General features: G+C 43.4%; 16 protein-coding genes. 9 read left to right on the top strand and 7 right to left on the bottom strand.

Features of this window, described 5'->3' with window-relative positions:
- Nucleotides 1-41 precede the first annotated feature (41 nt).
- A complete protein-coding gene (locus D9A03_RS04480) occupies nt 42-593 on the top strand; it encodes a hydrolase (protein WP_120496020.1) in 552 nt (183 codons plus the stop codon).
- Nucleotides 594-597: 4 nt separating this feature from the next.
- A complete protein-coding gene (locus D9A03_RS04485; RefSeq protein ID WP_120496021.1) occupies nt 598-1,302 on the top strand; it encodes an alpha/beta fold hydrolase in 705 nt (234 codons plus the stop codon).
- Between the two features lie 43 nt (nt 1,303-1,345).
- On the opposite strand, the gene D9A03_RS04490 is transcribed toward D9A03_RS04485, so the two are convergent.
- The 3 genes from D9A03_RS04490 to parE all read right to left on the bottom strand — a co-directional run bounded on the left by D9A03_RS04490 (nt 1,346) and on the right by parE (nt 6,442).
- Complete coding sequence (locus D9A03_RS04490) at nt 1,346-1,990, bottom strand: class GN sortase (protein WP_120496022.1); 645 nt, start codon at nt 1,988-1,990, stop codon at nt 1,346-1,348.
- Nucleotides 1,991-1,992: 2 nt separating this feature from the next.
- Nucleotides 1,993-4,248, bottom strand: coding sequence for a marine proteobacterial sortase target protein (locus D9A03_RS04495; RefSeq protein ID WP_120496023.1), 2,256 nt, complete (start codon nt 4,246-4,248; stop codon nt 1,993-1,995).
- A 202-nt stretch (nt 4,249-4,450) separates the two neighbouring features.
- Nucleotides 4,451-6,442 (bottom strand): DNA topoisomerase IV subunit B, encoded by a 1,992-nt coding sequence (gene parE, locus D9A03_RS04500; protein ID WP_120496024.1) that lies wholly within the window; start codon nt 6,440-6,442, stop codon nt 4,451-4,453.
- A gap of 326 nt (nt 6,443-6,768) precedes the next feature.
- Here parE and D9A03_RS04505 point away from each other — a divergent pair, with 326 nt between their 5' ends.
- Nucleotides 6,769-7,152 (top strand): hypothetical protein, encoded by a 384-nt coding sequence (locus D9A03_RS04505; RefSeq protein WP_120496025.1) that lies wholly within the window; start codon nt 6,769-6,771, stop codon nt 7,150-7,152.
- 399 nt (nt 7,153-7,551) lie between these two features.
- Nucleotides 7,552-7,716 carry a hypothetical protein gene (locus D9A03_RS19725; RefSeq protein ID WP_020593633.1) on the top strand — a complete coding sequence of 55 codons (165 nt, stop codon included), beginning with the start codon at nt 7,552-7,554 and terminating at the stop codon, nt 7,714-7,716.
- Nucleotides 7,717-8,264: 548 nt separating this feature from the next.
- Here the strand turns inward: D9A03_RS19725 and D9A03_RS04515 are convergent.
- Together D9A03_RS04515 and D9A03_RS04520 are read right to left on the bottom strand one after the other, a co-directional pair.
- Nucleotides 8,265-8,912 (bottom strand): 2-dehydro-3-deoxy-6-phosphogalactonate aldolase, encoded by a 648-nt coding sequence (locus tag D9A03_RS04515; protein ID WP_120496027.1) that lies wholly within the window; start codon nt 8,910-8,912, stop codon nt 8,265-8,267.
- A 41-nt stretch (nt 8,913-8,953) separates the two neighbouring features.
- Complete coding sequence (locus D9A03_RS04520) at nt 8,954-9,799, bottom strand: PfkB family carbohydrate kinase (RefSeq protein WP_120496028.1); 846 nt, start codon at nt 9,797-9,799, stop codon at nt 8,954-8,956.
- Between the two features lie 109 nt (nt 9,800-9,908).
- Between D9A03_RS04520 and D9A03_RS04525 the strand changes: the two genes are divergently transcribed.
- The 4 genes from D9A03_RS04525 to D9A03_RS04540 all read left to right on the top strand — a co-directional run bounded on the left by D9A03_RS04525 (nt 9,909) and on the right by D9A03_RS04540 (nt 12,887).
- Entirely contained in the window at nt 9,909-10,610 is a 702-nt protein-coding gene (locus tag D9A03_RS04525; RefSeq protein WP_162937972.1) for a FadR/GntR family transcriptional regulator, read from the top strand.
- A gap of 48 nt (nt 10,611-10,658) precedes the next feature.
- Entirely contained in the window at nt 10,659-11,129 is a 471-nt protein-coding gene (locus D9A03_RS04530; RefSeq protein ID WP_120496030.1) for a hypothetical protein, read from the top strand.
- Nucleotides 11,130-11,799: 670 nt separating this feature from the next.
- Nucleotides 11,800-12,255, top strand: coding sequence for a FecR domain-containing protein (locus D9A03_RS04535; protein WP_162937973.1), 456 nt, complete (start codon nt 11,800-11,802; stop codon nt 12,253-12,255).
- A 26-nt stretch (nt 12,256-12,281) separates the two neighbouring features.
- Nucleotides 12,282-12,887, top strand: a complete 606-nt coding sequence (locus D9A03_RS04540) for an OmpA family protein (protein ID WP_162937974.1) — start codon at nt 12,282-12,284, stop codon at nt 12,885-12,887.
- A gap of 20 nt (nt 12,888-12,907) precedes the next feature.
- On the opposite strand, the gene D9A03_RS04545 is transcribed toward D9A03_RS04540, so the two are convergent.
- On the bottom strand, nt 12,908-14,968 hold the full coding sequence (locus tag D9A03_RS04545; protein ID WP_120496033.1) for a CHASE2 domain-containing protein: 2,061 nt from the start codon (nt 14,966-14,968) through the stop codon (nt 12,908-12,910).
- Nucleotides 14,969-15,177: 209 nt separating this feature from the next.
- On the opposite strand from D9A03_RS04545, the gene D9A03_RS04550 reads away from it, so the two are divergent.
- A complete protein-coding gene (locus tag D9A03_RS04550) occupies nt 15,178-15,804 on the top strand; it encodes a response regulator transcription factor (RefSeq protein WP_120496034.1) in 627 nt (208 codons plus the stop codon).
- 326 nt (nt 15,805-16,130) lie between these two features.
- Here D9A03_RS04550 and glnA read toward each other — a convergent pair whose 3' ends face one another.
- Nucleotides 16,131-17,540, bottom strand: coding sequence for a type I glutamate--ammonia ligase (gene glnA, locus D9A03_RS04555; protein WP_120496035.1), 1,410 nt, complete (start codon nt 17,538-17,540; stop codon nt 16,131-16,133).
- Nucleotides 17,541-17,547 lie beyond the last annotated feature (7 nt).

Here is a 17,547-nt window from a genome sequence, read left to right on the forward strand (position 1 = left end):
AGTCAATACGTGTCAGTTAACTTGATAAAGGTGCTTGAAAAATGTTGATGTCTGCAGAAGATTCGGTTGTTGTTGTCATAGATGTGCAAGACAGATTGGCACCTGCTATCCCTGAGCTCGAATCAATCCTGAAAGCCAATGAACTGGTTTTGAAAACGGCGTCCGAGTTATCTGTGCCTGTTCTGGTGACTGAACAATATCCAAAGGGACTTGGCCATACTGTTGAACCGCTGGGTGATTTTTACACGGAAAATAATGTGTTCGAAAAAATTTCTTTTAGTTCTGCAGGCTGTGCGCCTTTCATGACTGCTTTAAAGGAAACAGGACGACGGCAGGTTATCGTGACAGGTATTGAGGCCCATGTCTGTGTTCAGCAAACTGTTTTAGAGTTGCTGGCAGAAAGGTTTGATATTTTTGTGGTGGCAGATGCGATTGGCTCGCGTGCTGAAGAGAACAGAAAGCTGGCACTGGAGCGGATGATCAGATCTGGTGCTGAAGTAGTTTCAAGCGAGATGGTGATGTTTGAAATGCTGAAAAAGGCCGGAACGCCGGAATTTAAAAAGCTATCGAACCTACTTAAAGAAAACGATTAATTTCATGAATGAAAAAGAACGTCTGGTTTTTTTACCAGGTTTGTTATGTAACGAACGACTGTGGACACCACAGTTGAATTTTTTTAAAGATCAATATCTTTGTGAAGTACCTGACCTTACTCAGGCAAGTTCTATAAATGAACTTGCATTGCAGGCTTTGAAACAGGTACGCGGTAAATTCAATCTCGTTGGATTATCTATGGGGGGGTATGTTGCGCTCGAGATTATGCGGATTGCACCCGAACGAGTGAAGCGTCTGGCGTTGATTGATACAAAAGCACGTGCAGATAGTCCCGAACAAAAACGACGTAGACGTGGTCTACTTTCTTTGGCTGGTCGTGGAAAGTTTAAGGGAGTGACGCCGCACTTGATGCCTCTTCTTATTCATCCTGACCGAATGGAAGATACGTCCTTGACGCCTGAAATATACAAGATGGCAGAAGAAGTGGGGCAAGAAGCTTTTGTTCGACAACAAACTGCGATTTTGGATCGTGAAAGCCATCTGGACATTTTACCGAAGATAAAGTGCCCGGTACAAGTGATCTGCGGTCGAGATGACCTGATTACGCCTTTGGATTGTTCTGAAGAAATTGCCTCTTTGACACCAAATGCGGAACTGTTGGTTTTGGAAGACTGTGGGCACCTGTCTAATATCGAATATCCTGAAGAAGTGAATAAATCTCTACGAAGCTGGTTGGAGCGAAGTTAAGATTTGCAAGTCTTTTTAACTCTTTTCCAAAGCTATTGTTTGTCTAATCTGCGGAGAGATTTTCAATCAACTGACCTTCTACGATATAACGGAGAGGGCCGGGTGTCTGAGCATCGAAAGGCCAGCAAGTGACCAGAGCTATTCGCTTTGACGTGTTTTGATTGGTAATGCCTGATTGATCCCATTTGGTGATCCTGATGTTATCCACTTTATACAAATGATCTCGCCCTTGAGGATCTTTTACCTTGATGGTGTCAGTTGCTTTTATATTTTCAAGAAAAGCAAAATGAGTATCTCTATGTGCTGCATAAACGGCTGTTCCCTGTTGTCCGGGCAGTGCGGTGTTTTCTAAATGCCCCGGCGCAAATGCCAAGGCTTCTCCGCTACTGCCGCGCAAGGCGATTACAGGCTCACTAGTCAGGTCAGGCAGGCTGATTTCTGCAACAGGATAAGTATCAGCCCAAGACCATGCTTTTTGGGGCGTTTGGGTTGTTAAAGTCTCTTGCCAGGCTTGTTGTAACAGGTGTTGTGCCAGTACAGCTTTCAGCTTGATGTAAAGGCCATCCCCGATTAATGCAAAACCAGTTATAAATAAAGCCAGCAAGAGGAATTTTCTGGTTCCTCTTGCCAGATACTGAGCGAGCCATCCTTTTTGTGAAACAGGTTGGGTATCATACGAGATTGCCATAGTTATTGACGCTGTCCATTGGGAAGCATTTTACGCGATACCAACATAAACAACACCGTGGCAAGCAAGAGAAGGATGCCAAGAATTATTTTAAGTTCTGCGGTTGTTGCTGTTGCGGGTAAGGGAATTGATTTGGCCTTTGCTGATGTCGGTCTTGCGATAGGGGTATCACTTGCTGCCAAAGTATGCAGCGGTGAAATATTGGCATCTTGGAGTGATTCTGACGTTGAGATGTAATCTGGGCCGAATACTTTCTCAAAATCCCATCCGGCAGGAAGATTCAAAGCTATTTCCTGACTGTTGTAATCTATACCAGTTGGTCTTGATGGGGTGATGTCAACGGCAACAAGGCTGGTCATTTTACTGATTAAGCCGTATTTCAAGGCAGTATTGAGTATATCTTGATCAAGAACATTCCAGTTGTCGGCCAGGAAGTACTGGCCTTCTATTTCTGCAATTTTCCTTCTGCCCCATAGTTTGCCAATGCCTTTTCCTTGCTGTGCTTTGTGCAGAGGTAATTTAATTGTCCAGGGCTGATTTGCGAATTGACCAGAAACATCCAGTGTTTCTTGGGTTGATTGAGTTGTGTTTTTTGCTTTTGCCAGGATAACCACAGGTTCTCCGCTATAAAGATCTGGCAATTGGCTTGGGCTCATTTCAACATTGTTTCTTTTATCCCAGTTTGCTTGTAAGTCAGTTAATACAGGGGTTTCAAGCTTTGTGAAAAGTTCATTCATACGGGATCTGACCTGTTGCTCAGATCCAATATGGGTAAAGGTGCCTTTACCATAGCTCGACGCGCGATTCATAAAGTGACTGTTGGGGGCAGACCCGATACCAACAGTGAAAATTCTGGACCGTCCCCGCTTTTTGACAATGGTATCAAACATTTGCTTTTCATTGCCAATGGCACCGTCAGTCAGAAAAACAATCTGCCGTAAAGTGGATTTGTCGTGGGGTGTCTGATCTTCCAATGCGGCTTCTAACGCCGGTAACATTTCTGTTCCGCCATCTGCCTCGAGTGAAGACACAAATCTTTTTGCGATATCAAGGTTTCCGGTGTTGGCTTCAAGGGCTGAAGGGAAAAGGACTTCGTAGGTATCGTCGAACCTTATAACGTTAAAGCGGTCCTGATTACGCAGTTTTGCAAGTGCTAAAAGCAAACTTTCCTTTGCCTGTCTCATTGATGGTCCTGCCATGGAACCGGAGTTATCAATAACAAAAATGACTTCTCTGTCAGGCGTCGTGATTTCATTTTGAGAAAATTTCGCGAGTTTTGGTGGTGTTACGAAGGCAAGGAAATAGTCGTCCTGACCAATGGTTTCTTTAAATAAAGCTACACGCGGTGATTTCTTGGGTTCGGCTTTCCAGTTGAGCTCAAAATCGCGATCTGCAGGTACAATTTGATCGCTAAGAGAAACGTTGACCTTATCTTTGGATTTGTAATCTGTGGTTATGCCGTGGAACGGGCTTTTGATTTCACCGATGGGAAAGCCCGAGGCCAAGTTGACATTCAGAGATACTGGATTGCTTTTAGCCTGTTTTGCTGGATTTAAAACTGGAGAAGTGATCTCTTCACGATCAGGAACAGGATCTTTAACAGTTCCCCACTGTTCATCATTCTCAAAATTTACACTTTCAACAATGCGTGGTTTGGGATTGTAACGCGGGGCGGCAACCATTGGAAACCGGAGAGAAAAAAGGCCGTTTGATTGTTTGACAGTCTCTTGATATTCAATTTGAACGACAACGATCTCTTGCGGCCCTATATTTGCGACTGAATTGGTAAATAAGTTCGGGCGCAACTGTTCGACCAAGCTAGCTTTCTTGCCTTCCTTTTTTGCGTCATCATAAATTTTACGCGCTTCTTTTTTAGGCTTGATAATGCCCTCGATGAAGCGATCACCAATTTGCATTTTCAGCGTATCAACAGCTGATGTTTCTGGCAGGGGGAAAACATAGGTTCCTTCTACCCATCCATTTGACGGGTTTCTGAAGCGTTGAGTAACTTTTGTGCGAGCAATTGGTCCGTTGATGTCTATTTCTACATTTGTAGCAAGCTGTATGGCTTCGACCATTTTACCGGCTTCTGTTGTTTTTAATAACAACGAGCCTCTTTTCATATCGTTGGCCGTGACCAGATTGTTTGCGACAGAAGGATTTCCCGCCATAACTGTAAAAAAGACAGCTAATACGCTTGTAATAAATGAAGTTTTGATAAAAGGGGAGAATTGTTCGGTTATGATTGTTTTCAGCATGCCGCTGCCCTGCCATTCAAGAATAGAAAGAGTTGTTTCTTTTTATTTTTATCGCGCGGCTTTATGCCGAAAGGGAGAGGCTTTGTGACTAAAAAGGGGCAATGTTGCGGTGATGGCGCGTTGGATTGACCATAATTCAAATGAAAAAGCACTGCTATTCAAGCCAATAGCAGTGCTTTATATAAGCTGGTCTGATTTATATCTAGATATCTATATCTGAAACGAACTTCGCGTTGTCTTGAATAAAGTTAAACCGGAGTTCAGGTTTTTTGCCCATAAGGCAGTTAACTCTGTCGGCTGCGGCTCTCTGACTTTCGGCAGGATCATAATCATCATTGTGATGAACAGTAACACGCAGAAGCGTTCTTTTTGCTGGATCCATTGTTGTTTCTTTAAGCTGTTTGGGTGGCATTTCACCCAGACCTTTAAAGCGACTGACTTCAACTTTTCCTCGTCCAGTCAGTTCAGTCTCTTCTAGTGCTAAACGATGCTCATCATCCATGGCATAGACTGTTTTACTGCCTTGCGTCAGTCGATAAAGTGGTGGCATGGCGAGATAGAGGTGACCGCTTTCGATCAGACCGGGCATTTCCTGATAAAAGAAAGTCATTAACAAAGATGCGATATGAGCGCCGTCAACGTCAGCATCAGTCATGATGATGATCCGCTCGTAACGAAGCTTGTCTTTGTCGAACTGTCCTTTGGTGCCACAGCCCAATGCCAAGGTGATATCAGCAATTTCCTGATTTGCTTTGATTTTATCCGCCGTAGCAGAGGCAACATTCAAAATTTTCCCACGCAAAGGCAGGATCGCTTGTGTTTTTCTGTCCCGGGCTTGCTTTGCAGAACCGCCAGCTGAATCACCCTCGACCAAAAATATTTCTGTGTCGTTTGATTTGTTGCTGCTACAGTCCGCAAGTTTTCCGGGTAAGCGTACTTTACGTGTCGCTGTTTTACGGCTGGTTTCTTTATCTTGCCTTCTTCTTAATCGATCTTCGCTGCGTTCGATAATACGTTCCAGCAAAATTCTGGAGCTTTCAGGATTACTAGCCAACCACAGATCAAAATGATCTTTAATTGTCGCTTCGGTTAATTTTGCGGCAAGGGGCGTGGCGAGTTTGTCCTTGGTTTGTCCCTGAAATTGCGGATCTCTAATAAAGACAGAGAGAACCGAAATGCTACCGTTTAAAAGATCATCGCCGGTTATTTGTGCCGCTTTTTTGATGCCGGTGAGTTCTCCATATGCCTTGAGGCCTTTTAAAAGACCAGAGCGCATACCACTTTCATGGCTGCCGCCATCAGGTGTGGGAATGGTATTACAATAGGAGTTTACGAACCCCTGTTCGTCACGAGGCCAGCAAATCGCCCACTCAGCACGTCCTTGACCATCGGAAAATTCGGCTTCACCAGCAAATGATTCTGATGTTAGTGCCGGGCGTTCGCCAAGTTGTGAATCAATAAAGTCCTTCAAACCGTTCGGGAAGTGGATGACTTCGCTTGGGGGAATGTTACTTCCTTCAACAAGAGAAGGCTCGCAAGTCCAGCGGATCTGAACGCCTTTGAATAGATAGGCCTTTGATCTTGTCATCTTGTAGAGACGGGCTGGTTGGAATTTACATCCGGGCTCAAAGATTTCGGCATCTGGATGGAATGAAATCGTCGTTCCGCGTCTATTGTTGGTTTTGCCAATCAGGTCCAGTTTGGTTAGCGGATGCCCTTTGCTGTATTCCTGTCGGTAAAGCTGACGGTCCCTTGCAACTTCTACATACATGGAATCAGACAAGGCATTTACGACAGAAACACCGACACCATGAAGACCACCGGATGTTGCATAGGCATCCTGTGTAAATTTCGCGCCCGAGTGCAGGGTTGTCAGAATTACTTCCAATGCAGATTTGTCTGTGTATTTGGGGTGAGAATCAACAGGAATGCCGCGCCCGTTATCTTTGATCGTTATCTGATTATCTAGGCCAAGCTCGATATCGATTCGTGTTGCATGTCCTGCAACAGCCTCGTCCATGGCGTTATCAAGAACCTCTGCAACAAGATGATGCATGGCGCGTTCATCGTTACCACCGATATACATGCCGGGGCGATGTCGAACAGGTTCAAGACCTTCGAGAACTTGAATATCCTTGGCTGAATAATCAACCGTGGTTTCATTTGTGGGGGCTGACTGAAATAGATCTGACATGGGGACATTATGTGTTGATGATCGGGCGAAGGCAAGTTTCAGATGAAGCAGAATTCACGTTTTGTTTTCCCCCGAGAGTATTTTTTATTTCTGATGGATATTTGTGAGACTTAGAGGAGAGATTCTCTAAAGCAATCTGTCGTTGCGTTTGGTTGCTGTGGTGAATTCTATTTATTTGTTTCATTCATCCTTTGTTTGAGGGCCGATATAGTAATTTATATTAAAGGTTATGGAGTACCTCACTGTGTTGTGAGAAGTGTTGTCAGGCTTCCTCTGTTATAGATAGCTGAACATTCTAGATTAAAAGAATCCTTCGAGGGAAAGTTATGCAAAGATTTTTTGTTTCTGTTCGCTATGCCTTGTTGCCGTTGACCTTGCTTCTTTCTTCTTTGAATCCAGTGATCGCAGGGGAAGCAGACGTTATAAAAGTTGACGGATATAAAGACGGAGACCGAGGCTGGCGCTTTAATGTGACGGTGCGTCATGATGACACAGGGTGGGATCACTATGCGAACCGCTGGGAGATCATTACTGAGGACGGGACTATTCTGGCTACGCGTGTGCTTCATCACCCCCATGAAAACGAGCAACCCTTTACCAGATCTTTATCCGGTGTTGAGATTCCCAAGGGCGTAAAAAAAGTTTTTATCCGGGCTCATGATAGCGTCCACGGCTACGGAGGACAGGTAGAACCTTTCGTTGTGGAATAATATATTACAGAAAAACGACAGAAAAATACGTTGACATCGTCAGATTTTACATGACGGTAGTTGATTTTTTTTCTCACTTACATTATTTAATACTTGTGCATTGCACAAAGTGCCTTTGTTGAGTCTCCGTTCCGTTTCTTTCTGCATAAGTCTCTATGTAGTCGACTGTCGGAATTGCCACAATTTGAGACGCTTTAAAAAACGTATAGATGCGGAACTGTTTTATGATTTGGAATAGTTCTACGTCCTATACGTTTACCCACTAAGAGTGTCAGGTTGCGATGGCTCTTGACGAGCTTTGGAGACCTTTTTCTTCTGCGGAAGAAGTTAAATAATTATCTATTTACCTAGGACTACGGTTCTTGAGGGTATAAGTTGCCGGGTCCTACGGAGGGATTAATGAGCGATCAGTCCAATACAAAGCCGGTTTCTGACCGGGTGTATGAGAAGAAAAAACGTAATTGTCTGAAGTGTCGGGAAAAGTTCGTGAGCGAATGGCCTGGTGAACGCATTTGCAAGACATGCAAATCTTCTACCGCTTGGCGGGAAGGTATTGCAGCCTAATACGGTATTGCAAAAGATGACATACAACAAAAGCGCGTTCATTTGATCGCGCTTTTGTTGTATGTGGGGTTGGGTATTATTTAATTAGTGATACTTTAGTGGTACTGGGGAGCTGTATTCGTGGGGCTTATTGTTCTAGGCCGTTTTTTAGATTCTTATCGCTTTGAATTTGAATACTCTTCTTTAAACTAAAATATCAACACGGCTACCTCGCCCATCAGTTGGGGGCGCGAGTAACTTTTTGCCTGTCGTGTTTTCTGAATTTATAGTTTTGATTGTCTTTATTTCATCAGTGGATTGTGTTGCAGGCTTAAAGGCTGGACCTCGATTAGCTTGAGGTTCAGGGGTAACGATTGTTCCCGTCCGTGTGTAAATAGGGGGAATATACATCGAAACCTGCGAACAAGGTTTTAGTCATTAAATTTTAACTAAAATATCATGTAGTTTTGCCTGTGTCTTTAATAAAGTCGATTTTTTTTATATTAACCGATATGTTTTGTGATCCCTAAATCTACTTTAAGGCGTGTGATTTTCGAGGGCAGATTAAATCAAATTTTGTTTTGATCTGAGAATTCGATGAATTTTTTGGCAAATTTATCAGCAGAAGACCTGATATCTGTGAGGGTTTTACCTGGCTTGAAGATGGCTGATCCGATACCCAGGGCAAAAACACCTGCTTCGAGGAAGGTTTTCATGTTATCTGGGGTAACGCCACCAGTTGGGCAAATATGTGTATTTGGGGGGAGTACGGATTTCGTTGCCTTAATAAAGGGAAGGCCAAGTGTTTCTGCGGGGAAGAGTTTCAAAATATCTGCGCCATGGCTCAATGCCGTGAAGCATTCTGTGGGCGTGTAGCAGCCTGGTGCTGATAATAATCCCAATTCCTTGGTGCGTTGAATTACTGCAGGATCCATGTTTGGGGAAATTATAATGCGTCCCCCTATATCCTTGATTGTTGTAACGTCTTTGGGGGAGAGAACGGTGCCAGCACCTAAAAGGATATTGTTGCCGTGCCTTTTATGAATTGCCTGAATAGAAGCTTGCCAACCCTTGGTGTTCAGAGTGACTTCCATGCAAGTAAAACCTGCTTCAACGATATGATCTGAGACAGCAATCGCTTGCTCGGGATGGATGCCACGTAAAATGGCAATCAACGGCATTTTTTCTAGATAAGACATATAGTGTTCTATTGTCATGTTTCTAATCCTGTAAGGTCAATGGATACAATAGAGCCTTTTTAGCAAACGACTTGTGATGCAACTTCGTGTGCGCGCGGTAAAATTTCTTCATATGAACGGCCAGATAGCTTGCCTTCAAGAAAAACCCCCATAAATGAATCTCCGGCACCAGAGCTATCAACAACTTCAGGGACTGATTTAAAGGAATTGTGACATAATAATTCACCTTCTTTCCAAATCTCTGCCTTTTCTCCTCCGCAGGTGAAAACCCATTCCGGCTTTGGATAAAGGGCTGATAGTTCACCAATTGTACTGTCAGGGAAAATTATGGGTAATTCTTCGTCTGATATTTTTACCAGATCGAGTTGTGGCAAGATGTGTTCAGCAAAATTACGTGCTTCATCGGGTAACCAAAGTTGTTTCCGGTGGTTGATGTCATAGTAAATCTTTGAGCCTGTAGCATGCGCTGTTTTTATGTCTTCAAGAAGATTTTCTCTGTGTTTTGTAATGGCAGCCGTGATGCCGGAAAAATAGACGTATTCATACCCGGTTAAATCTCTGTTTTCATCAAAGATATGACGTGCAGCGGATTGGCTGCGCCAATAGTTATATTGTTTCTCGCCCTTTTTGTCGTTGGATAGAATAAACAGGCCGATAGTTCTGTCCAAATCTTTAATACAGTTTGATGTTAAAACGCCTTTTCTTTCCATAAACTGGAAACAATTTTCACTTTTGGCATCATTACCAAGAGCAGTCAGATATTCGGCTTGAAAATTGCCCCCTGAAACCAAATTCAAATAGTAAGCGACCGTGAAAGTATCTCCTGCGTAACTTTTCTTATAGATATCATTACCTTGATCTGACATCTCTAACATTATTTCGCCAACTGATAAGACGCTTTTCATCCAATTCACCTGCAATATAGCATTCCTTTAATTGCATTCATAATATGATTGACATTTATATGCAATCATATTATGAATGCAATTGTTGATTAGTCTTACAGGTGTTTACATGAACGAGCCGCTACCCAGAGGATTATCAGAACAACTCGCCAGAACAATCGGGATCAGAATCGTATCTGGCGATGTTCGTGAAGGTGAGCGTTTTGAAAACGAAGATATTCTTTGTGAAGAATTTGGCGTAAGTCGAACAGTCGTTCGTGAAGCAATGAAACGCTTGAGTGCAAAAGGCTTGGTTCAAATCAGGCCTCGTCTCGGGACAAGTGTTCTTTCCAGAACACGATGGAGCTTGCTTGATCCGGACGTGATGGATTGGTGTCGTATTGGAAAACCTTCTTTGGAAGTTCTTCTGGAGTTACGCGAAATGCGTGCTGTTTTGGAACCCGGGGCCGCTGCGTTGGCGTGCCAACGTGCCAATGAAGAAGACGTGAAGGAGATCTGGCGGGCGTATAAGCGTATGGAAGTAAATGTCAATAATGCCGAAGGCTTTGCGAAGGCCGATGCGGATTTTCATGTCGCGATACTGCGTGCCACGCATAATGATTATCTTATAGCTCTGGGCGGACTCATTTCCGCTGATCTTCTTTCTAGTATCAAGGTAACAAACCCGGATTCTGACAAGAATATTAAATCTTTAGTGTTTCATCTTGAGGTTGTGCAGGCCATTGCCGGGCACGATAAGTATAAAGCGAAAGAAGCTATGGGTGTGTTGCTTGATGATGCAGGGGAAAAATTACGCTTATCTGGTAGTTAAACAAGACACGAATATTCCGTATTATTTCGATAAAATATAGGTAAGGTTATGAAGATTACAGGGGTTAAGAGCTATATTCTTTCTTATGAGTTGGACGAACCTTTAGGGTATTCTCAAAAATATTATCGCAAACGTACTGCCCATATTGTTGAAGTGACGACGGATGAAGGGGTTACTGGTATCGGGGAATGTTTTGGCCCGGGTGGGGTTGCTCTTGTAAACAAAACAATTGTGGAAGAAGTAATCCAACCCCTGATTGTTGGTATGGACCCTCGTGATCGCGAAGTAATTTGGAATACTGTGTATAATGATATACGTGATCACGGTCAAAAAGGTATGCCAATTCAAGCCCTGTCAGGTGTAGATATTGCGCTTTGGGATATAGCCGGGAAAATCACTGGTCAGCCTTTGTATCAGCTCGTTGGTGGGGCTTTTCGGGATAAGATTAATGTCTATGGCTATGGCATGATGCTGCAGCAAGTTCCTGACCTTGAAAAACGCTGTTACCCGATAGAATGATACCCTTTTCATTCGTTCGGGAGAAAAACAGTTCGTCGAATGAAAAAGGAACTTCATTTGTTGTTTCTGGGAAAGGAGCTTCTGTCGTATGGGTATTGGAATTTTTTGTATCTTCTGTGGCAATTTCAATATCTGGAAGTTCAGTAAAGCTATTCATGGGATTATACTGGCCTGATTATAGATGGGGTATTGTCAGTAAAAGTCTAAAAATGACCTAAATACATACCTGAACCCAATTGCAGATTTGCCATTCTTTGTTGAAAAAGAATCATTCGGATTCATAATAAATCATTAAAAGCTGATATTTTTTGTGGATATAGGTTTTACTGACTTTTTTAGGCTAGTTTAATTCAAAGAACTCATTATGCATAAGTATGTGCAGTATTGTGTCAGTATTAACCGGAATACTGTTTTTGATGAATTTCAGTTTTGTATGTTTATATAATTTATTGTTTATTTTTATGTGAATATTTTTTTCCCAAAAACAACAGTGTATTTTTATACTACTAGATTGAGATTTATTACTGATGTAAGTTGAGTAGAGCGGTATGGTTATAGCAAAACTGTTTTGCGGGTATTTGCCGTCATGATTTTGACGCCAGATTGGGATAACAGATATCGATACTTTCTGTAGATTAAAGGTTGTGAAACTATGTTTCTGATCAGGAAATTGAGCACGTCTCTTATTAAATTGTCTTTTTTATCACTCTTTTTCGGGGTTGGTTCTTTCGCGCAGGCAGATGAAACTGCAATCGCTTATGTGAAGGTGTTGAACGGTGTCTGCTATGTAGAAAGTGGTGGAGCTGAGCGAGTTCTTCAAGTCGGCGATCCTCTGTACAAGGATGATATTGTCAAAACACGCAATCAATCGTCTTTAGGTGTATCGTTTCGGGATAATACCTTGGTTTCTTTGGGGAGTAACTCTTCATTGAAGTTGAACAATTTTGAGTTCGATCCTGACAACAAGAAGCTGGCATTTGCTGTTCAGCTTTTTGAGGGGACACTCCTTTATATTTCGGGCATCATTGCCAAGCTGACAAAGAACCCCGATGACGATCTGCAAATAACAACGCCTGCCGGGACGATTTCTGTGCGGGGTACTAAAATGTTTGTACGTGCAGAATAATGTCGATGACAAAGGGGAATGGTTTAATGCCAAAATTTATGTTTAAAATCTTGCTTCCATTACTGTTATTGGTTTTGGCGGGCTGTTCGGCACCTCGTGGTAACTATGTTATTCTTTTGCCCGAAGACGATGGTAGTGTTGGTGAGGTTAGCGTGCGAAATGACGCCGGTGTTCAGACAATTTCATCCGTTAATACCGTTGTTGAAATTCCAACAGACAAAGCGCCGAAAAAGCCCAGAGAATTATCTGATGATTTGGTGGCAAAGCTAGTGGCGGAAACCGAAGCAGCTCAACCACCCAAACCGCTTTCATTTTTCTTTTTCTTTGGTTTTGATAGCGCAGAGTTAACAGAAGAATCAAATGTCATTTTTGAATCTGTTTTGGCAGAAATTCAAACCAGAGAAACAGTTGATATCAGCTTGATTGGTCACACAGATACCGTTGGTGCATTGGATTATAACAAAGAGCTTGGTCTTCGAAGGGCGGGTAACTTACGTGACAAGCTGATTGAAAACGGAATCAATGCAAGTTCAATTGATATCAAATCTCTCGGTGAAGAAAATCCGCTAGGTGGGGACGAGGGGCAGGGGGCCAATGCCTTCAACCGCCGGGTAGATATGGTGTTACGTTAAAACGTAATATATTAACAGGTTTAGTTATTAAGGGGGAGGGTGAACTTGAATGTTGCCCCCCCTTTATCGTTATCCTCTACCCATAAGTTGCCACCCCATGCTTCAATAATAGAGCGACTAATGGCCAGTCCCAGACCTGTTCCTTGCTCTTTGGTGGTAAAGAAGGGTTTAAAGAGGTCTGTTTTCTGATCTTCTGTTAATCCCGGTCCTGTATCACTTACTGCGACTTCAATCATTCCTTTGGGGTTTTCGCAGGTTGAAATCAGTATTTCATGATCAGTTCTGTCTATTTCTTCTGTAGCTTGTTTGGCGTTGCGAATGAGGTTAAGGAGTACTTGGTGGAGTTGAATTTCGTTTGCAGTGCCATCTGTGATCTCTGGGGAAAGACTGGTATTAATATTAACCTTTCTTCCAAAACCTGAATCGTTAAGTAATTCTATTTCTTCGATAATGATTTTGTTTATATTAAGTGAGGAGAGATTGGTCTTGCCAGTTTCTGCTGCGTCTCTGATCGTGCGTAAGATTTCATTACCGCGGTCAGCCTGGTTCAGGATTTTCTCTAAAACCGGTTTGACTGTTTCCAGATTAATATTGTCTCTATCCAAAATTTTCCTGGCGGCGTTTGCGAAGTTATATATGGCGGCAAGAGGCTGATTTAACTCGTGTGCAATGGATGAGGACAGTTTCTGCACTGAACTTTTGCCAATGGTGTGTAGCAGCTCATTTTGTAATTTTCTGATCCTTGCTTCTTTTTCACGCTCTTTTTGTTCTGCAATCCTTGCTTCTTCCCGTCTGCGGGTCTGCTCCATTACAAAGCCCGTAGAGACAGAAATCATAAACATGATCAATGTGAGAATTAACGGCAGGGAAGGGTCAAAAAGCTCTGTTCTCAAGGTAAAGATAGCGGATGATAAAAGAATGGTTATCCAACATAAAATAGCAAATGTAACTGTAACTTCCAAAGCACCATGTCGTTTGTGAACGGCAAGGAAAAGAATGCCAATTAACAATAAATAGCTCAGTTCCATCCAGAAAAAGGAAGAGGGACGCGTTAGAAGGGTGTCTGTGAGCATATTGTCCAGCGCCTGGGCATGGATTGCCAAGCCTGACAGGTTTGACCCAACGGGTGTCAGTGAGTAATTGGCTATACCAAGAGCTGTTACCCCGAGAATGACAATTTTATCCTTGAAGAGAGTATCGTCAATTGTGTCTGTAAGGATATCGTTTGCAGACACCTTTGTGTAATCAGAGTTTTTGCTAAAATAGATCCAGGGTTTACCGCGATTGCTCATCGTCAAATCGAAAGAATCTAGTCGGATACTTTTGAGTTTGCTGTCCTTTGTGGTCAATTCAATTTCATCTGCATTATTGGCGATGCGCAGAGTTTCGATTTCAAAAGACGGAATGATGGTGCCGTTTACATTATACAACAAAGGAAGTTGACGGATAATACCATCCCGCTCCGGCGCCAGATTATTGACACCCTGTGTTGTTACCTTTTCAAGTTGCTCTATGTTTCTGAGGACATAGTTAAACTTTGGCAAGGTGGATCTTACATCGTCCCCGTACATTTTTATGCTTGTTGTTGTCTCAACCGGAGCGCGTTGATCTGTACCATACCCCGTCGCCATTCCCAAAATGACAGGGTGCCCTTTGAGCACGTCTGCGAGAATGTTATCGTAGGAAGGAAAGTCATGGTCATGAGTTTTTAGCTGTTGGATAAGTGCAGGATTATTGTCGAGGATAAGGCTGGGTGATGTTCTATCTGGTTCCGGAAAGACAATATCTATTGCCAGTGCTTGAGGAGATTGCCTCAAGATTTTGTCAGCAAGATTGGCAAGAATATTCCTTTGCCAGGGCCATTGACCTTGTGTTTTGAGACTTTTTTCATCGATTTCTACCAAGATAATTTGCGAATTTTCTTTCTGGTTCGGACTTATCTTTTGAAAAATATCAAAGGTATTGTGACGTAAAATTCTTACCGCCCATGGATCTGAAATTTTCAGGATGATCACACAAAGCAAAACAGCCACCAGTATTGTGGTTGTTTTTAAAAAGGTCTTGGTTGCAAATGTTAACATTTGGTGTGATTGATAGTTAGGTTATTGGAATTTAGGGCGAACCGGATTCAATTTGTAGAGATCAAATCTATTCTGCTTGTGGTTGGGAAAGCAAACTAGAACTTGTTGTCTTTCTATTTGTTGTAAATAATGGCCGGAAAGCTTTGGGATGATTAAGTACCTTTTGCTGTAGTGTTGTGTAGAGTACAGGGGTTTTGCAGAGAGACGATATGTATATATACATTATTGATGATGACGATGCTGTACGTGAATCTACTGAATTACTGTTAAGCACATCTTCCTTTGATGCTACCATTCAAACCTTTTCATCGGCTGAAAAGTTTTTTTCTAAAAATCTCCTGGGGCATTCCGGCTGCGTCTTGCTGGATATCAGGATGCCAGGAATGGATGGCGTTGAAGCTTTAAAGGAAATTACTGCAGCAGACAGCAATCTTGTTGTTGTTATGATATCCGGGCATGGGGATATTCCCAAAGCTGTCGAAACAATGAAGGCCGGGGCCTTTAGTTTTGTCGAAAAACCTTTTTCTGACACTGCAATCACTGAGGTTGTGACCTCGGCCCTTCAGCAAAGTGAAGCACAGCAGGAAGAAGCTGAACTCAGAACCCATGCAATTGCTGCCATCGAAAAGTTAACACCACGAGAGAAAGAGGTTCTCGATAAGCTTGTTCTGGGATTGTTGAACAAGGTTATTGCTTACGAGTTGGGTATCAGCACCCGAACTGTTGAGGTTCATCGCGCCAGAATTATGGAAAAGCTGGACGTGAGAAGCCTGCCGGAAATGGTGCGCCTCTGTCTGTTGGCTGAGGGGAAGGACAATGTAATGTCCTCGTGGTAACTTAAACTTTTATTGTCGTAATCCGCGATGCTCACAATGGTGCTAGATATGCTCCGTGCTCGATTATTTCTGTGCAAGGGGGTGTCGCTTCGGGGGATGTGAAGCGACCATGCAACAGTGATTCTGCAGCTGGAGCATATCTAGCTTCCTAAATAGATAAGAATAAGCGCGATCTCTTGTAATTGAGTGATTTACGTAGGTAACACTACTTATAAAAGAAGAAAAGCCCCCAAAATGAAGGCTCTTTTAGTTTGAGGCGCTACCCCTGTTTGCAGGGACGCCCCCGGTGAAGGGGGGCATCGGGATAGTCGCTTCTGATAACAGTCTTAGGCGCTGTAATACATATCGAACTCAACGGGGTGAGGTGTCATTTCAAAGCGCTGGACTTCTTCCCACTTCAGGCTGATGTACGCTTCTATCTGATCTTTGGAGAATACGTCACCTGCAAGCAAGAACTCATTATCTGCTTCCAGAGCTTCCAGAGCTTCTCTGAGAGACCCGCAAACTGTCGGGATATCTTTGAGTTCTTCTGCTGGTAGATCATAAAGATCTTTGTCCATGGCGTCCCCTGGGTGGATTTTGTTGCGGATGCCATCAAGGCCAGCCATCAGAAGAGCTGAGAACGCCAGGTATGGGTTTGCAACAGGATCCGGGAAACGAACTTCAACGCGTTTTGCTTTTGGGTTGGAACCATGAGGAATACGGCAAGATGCTGAGCGATTACGCGCAGAATAAGCAAGAAGCACAGGTGCTTCAAAACCGGGAACAAGGCGCTTGTAGCTGTTTGTTGACGGGTTTGTGAAAGCGTTCAGAGCTTTTGCGTGTTTGATGACGCCGCCAATGTAGTGCAGGCAGGTTTCGGAAAGGCCTGCATAGCTTTCGCCAGCAAAAGTTGGCTTGCCGTCTTTCCAGATTGACTGGTGACAGTGCATGCCAGAGCCGTTATCGCCAGCAACCGGTTTAGGCATGAAGGTCGCTGTTTTGCCATAGGCGTGGGCAACGTTTTGTACAACATATTTGTAGATCTGTAGTTCATCAGCAGCGCGAACAAGTGTGTTAAACTTAACCCCCAATTCATGCTGTGATGGGGCAACTTCGTGGTGATGCTTTTCTGCTTCAACACCCATTGCCTTAAGAACTGTGGTCATTTCAGCCCGAAGATCAATACCGGTATCAACAGGACCAACAGGTACGTAACCACCTTTAATCCGAGGGCGATGGCCAGAGTTTCCGCCATCAATTTCAGCACGGTTCATGTGTGGGGATTCTTCATCATCCAACTGGAAGAATGTGCTGTGGCTGTTTGTATCGAACTGTACATTATCAAACACAAAAAATTCAGCTTCCGGACCGAAATAAACGGTGTCACCGATGCCTGTGGACTGAAGGTAAGCTTCGGCACGTTCTGCGGTTGCACGTGGGTCACGATTGTAAAGTTGGCCTGAATCCGGCTCGTACACTGTACAGGTCAGGATCATTTGCGCCTGAGCAGAGAAAGGGTCCATAACAGCAGATGCAAGATCTGGTTTGATGATCATGTCTGATTCGTTGATAGCTCTCCAACCTTCGATAGAGGAACCGTCAAACAAGATACCGTCTTCCAACTCGTCTTCACCAACAGCAGAAGCGCACATTGTCATGTGGTGCCATTTTCCGCGTGGATCTGTGAAACGGTAATCAACGAATTCAACTTCGTTCTCCTTGATCATATCAAGGACGCTCTGTACGTCAGCCATAAGCTCT

Origin of the sequence: Kiloniella sp. EL199 (genome assembly GCF_900313065.1) — a bacterium.
GTDB lineage: Bacteria > Pseudomonadota > Alphaproteobacteria > Kiloniellales > Kiloniellaceae > Kiloniella.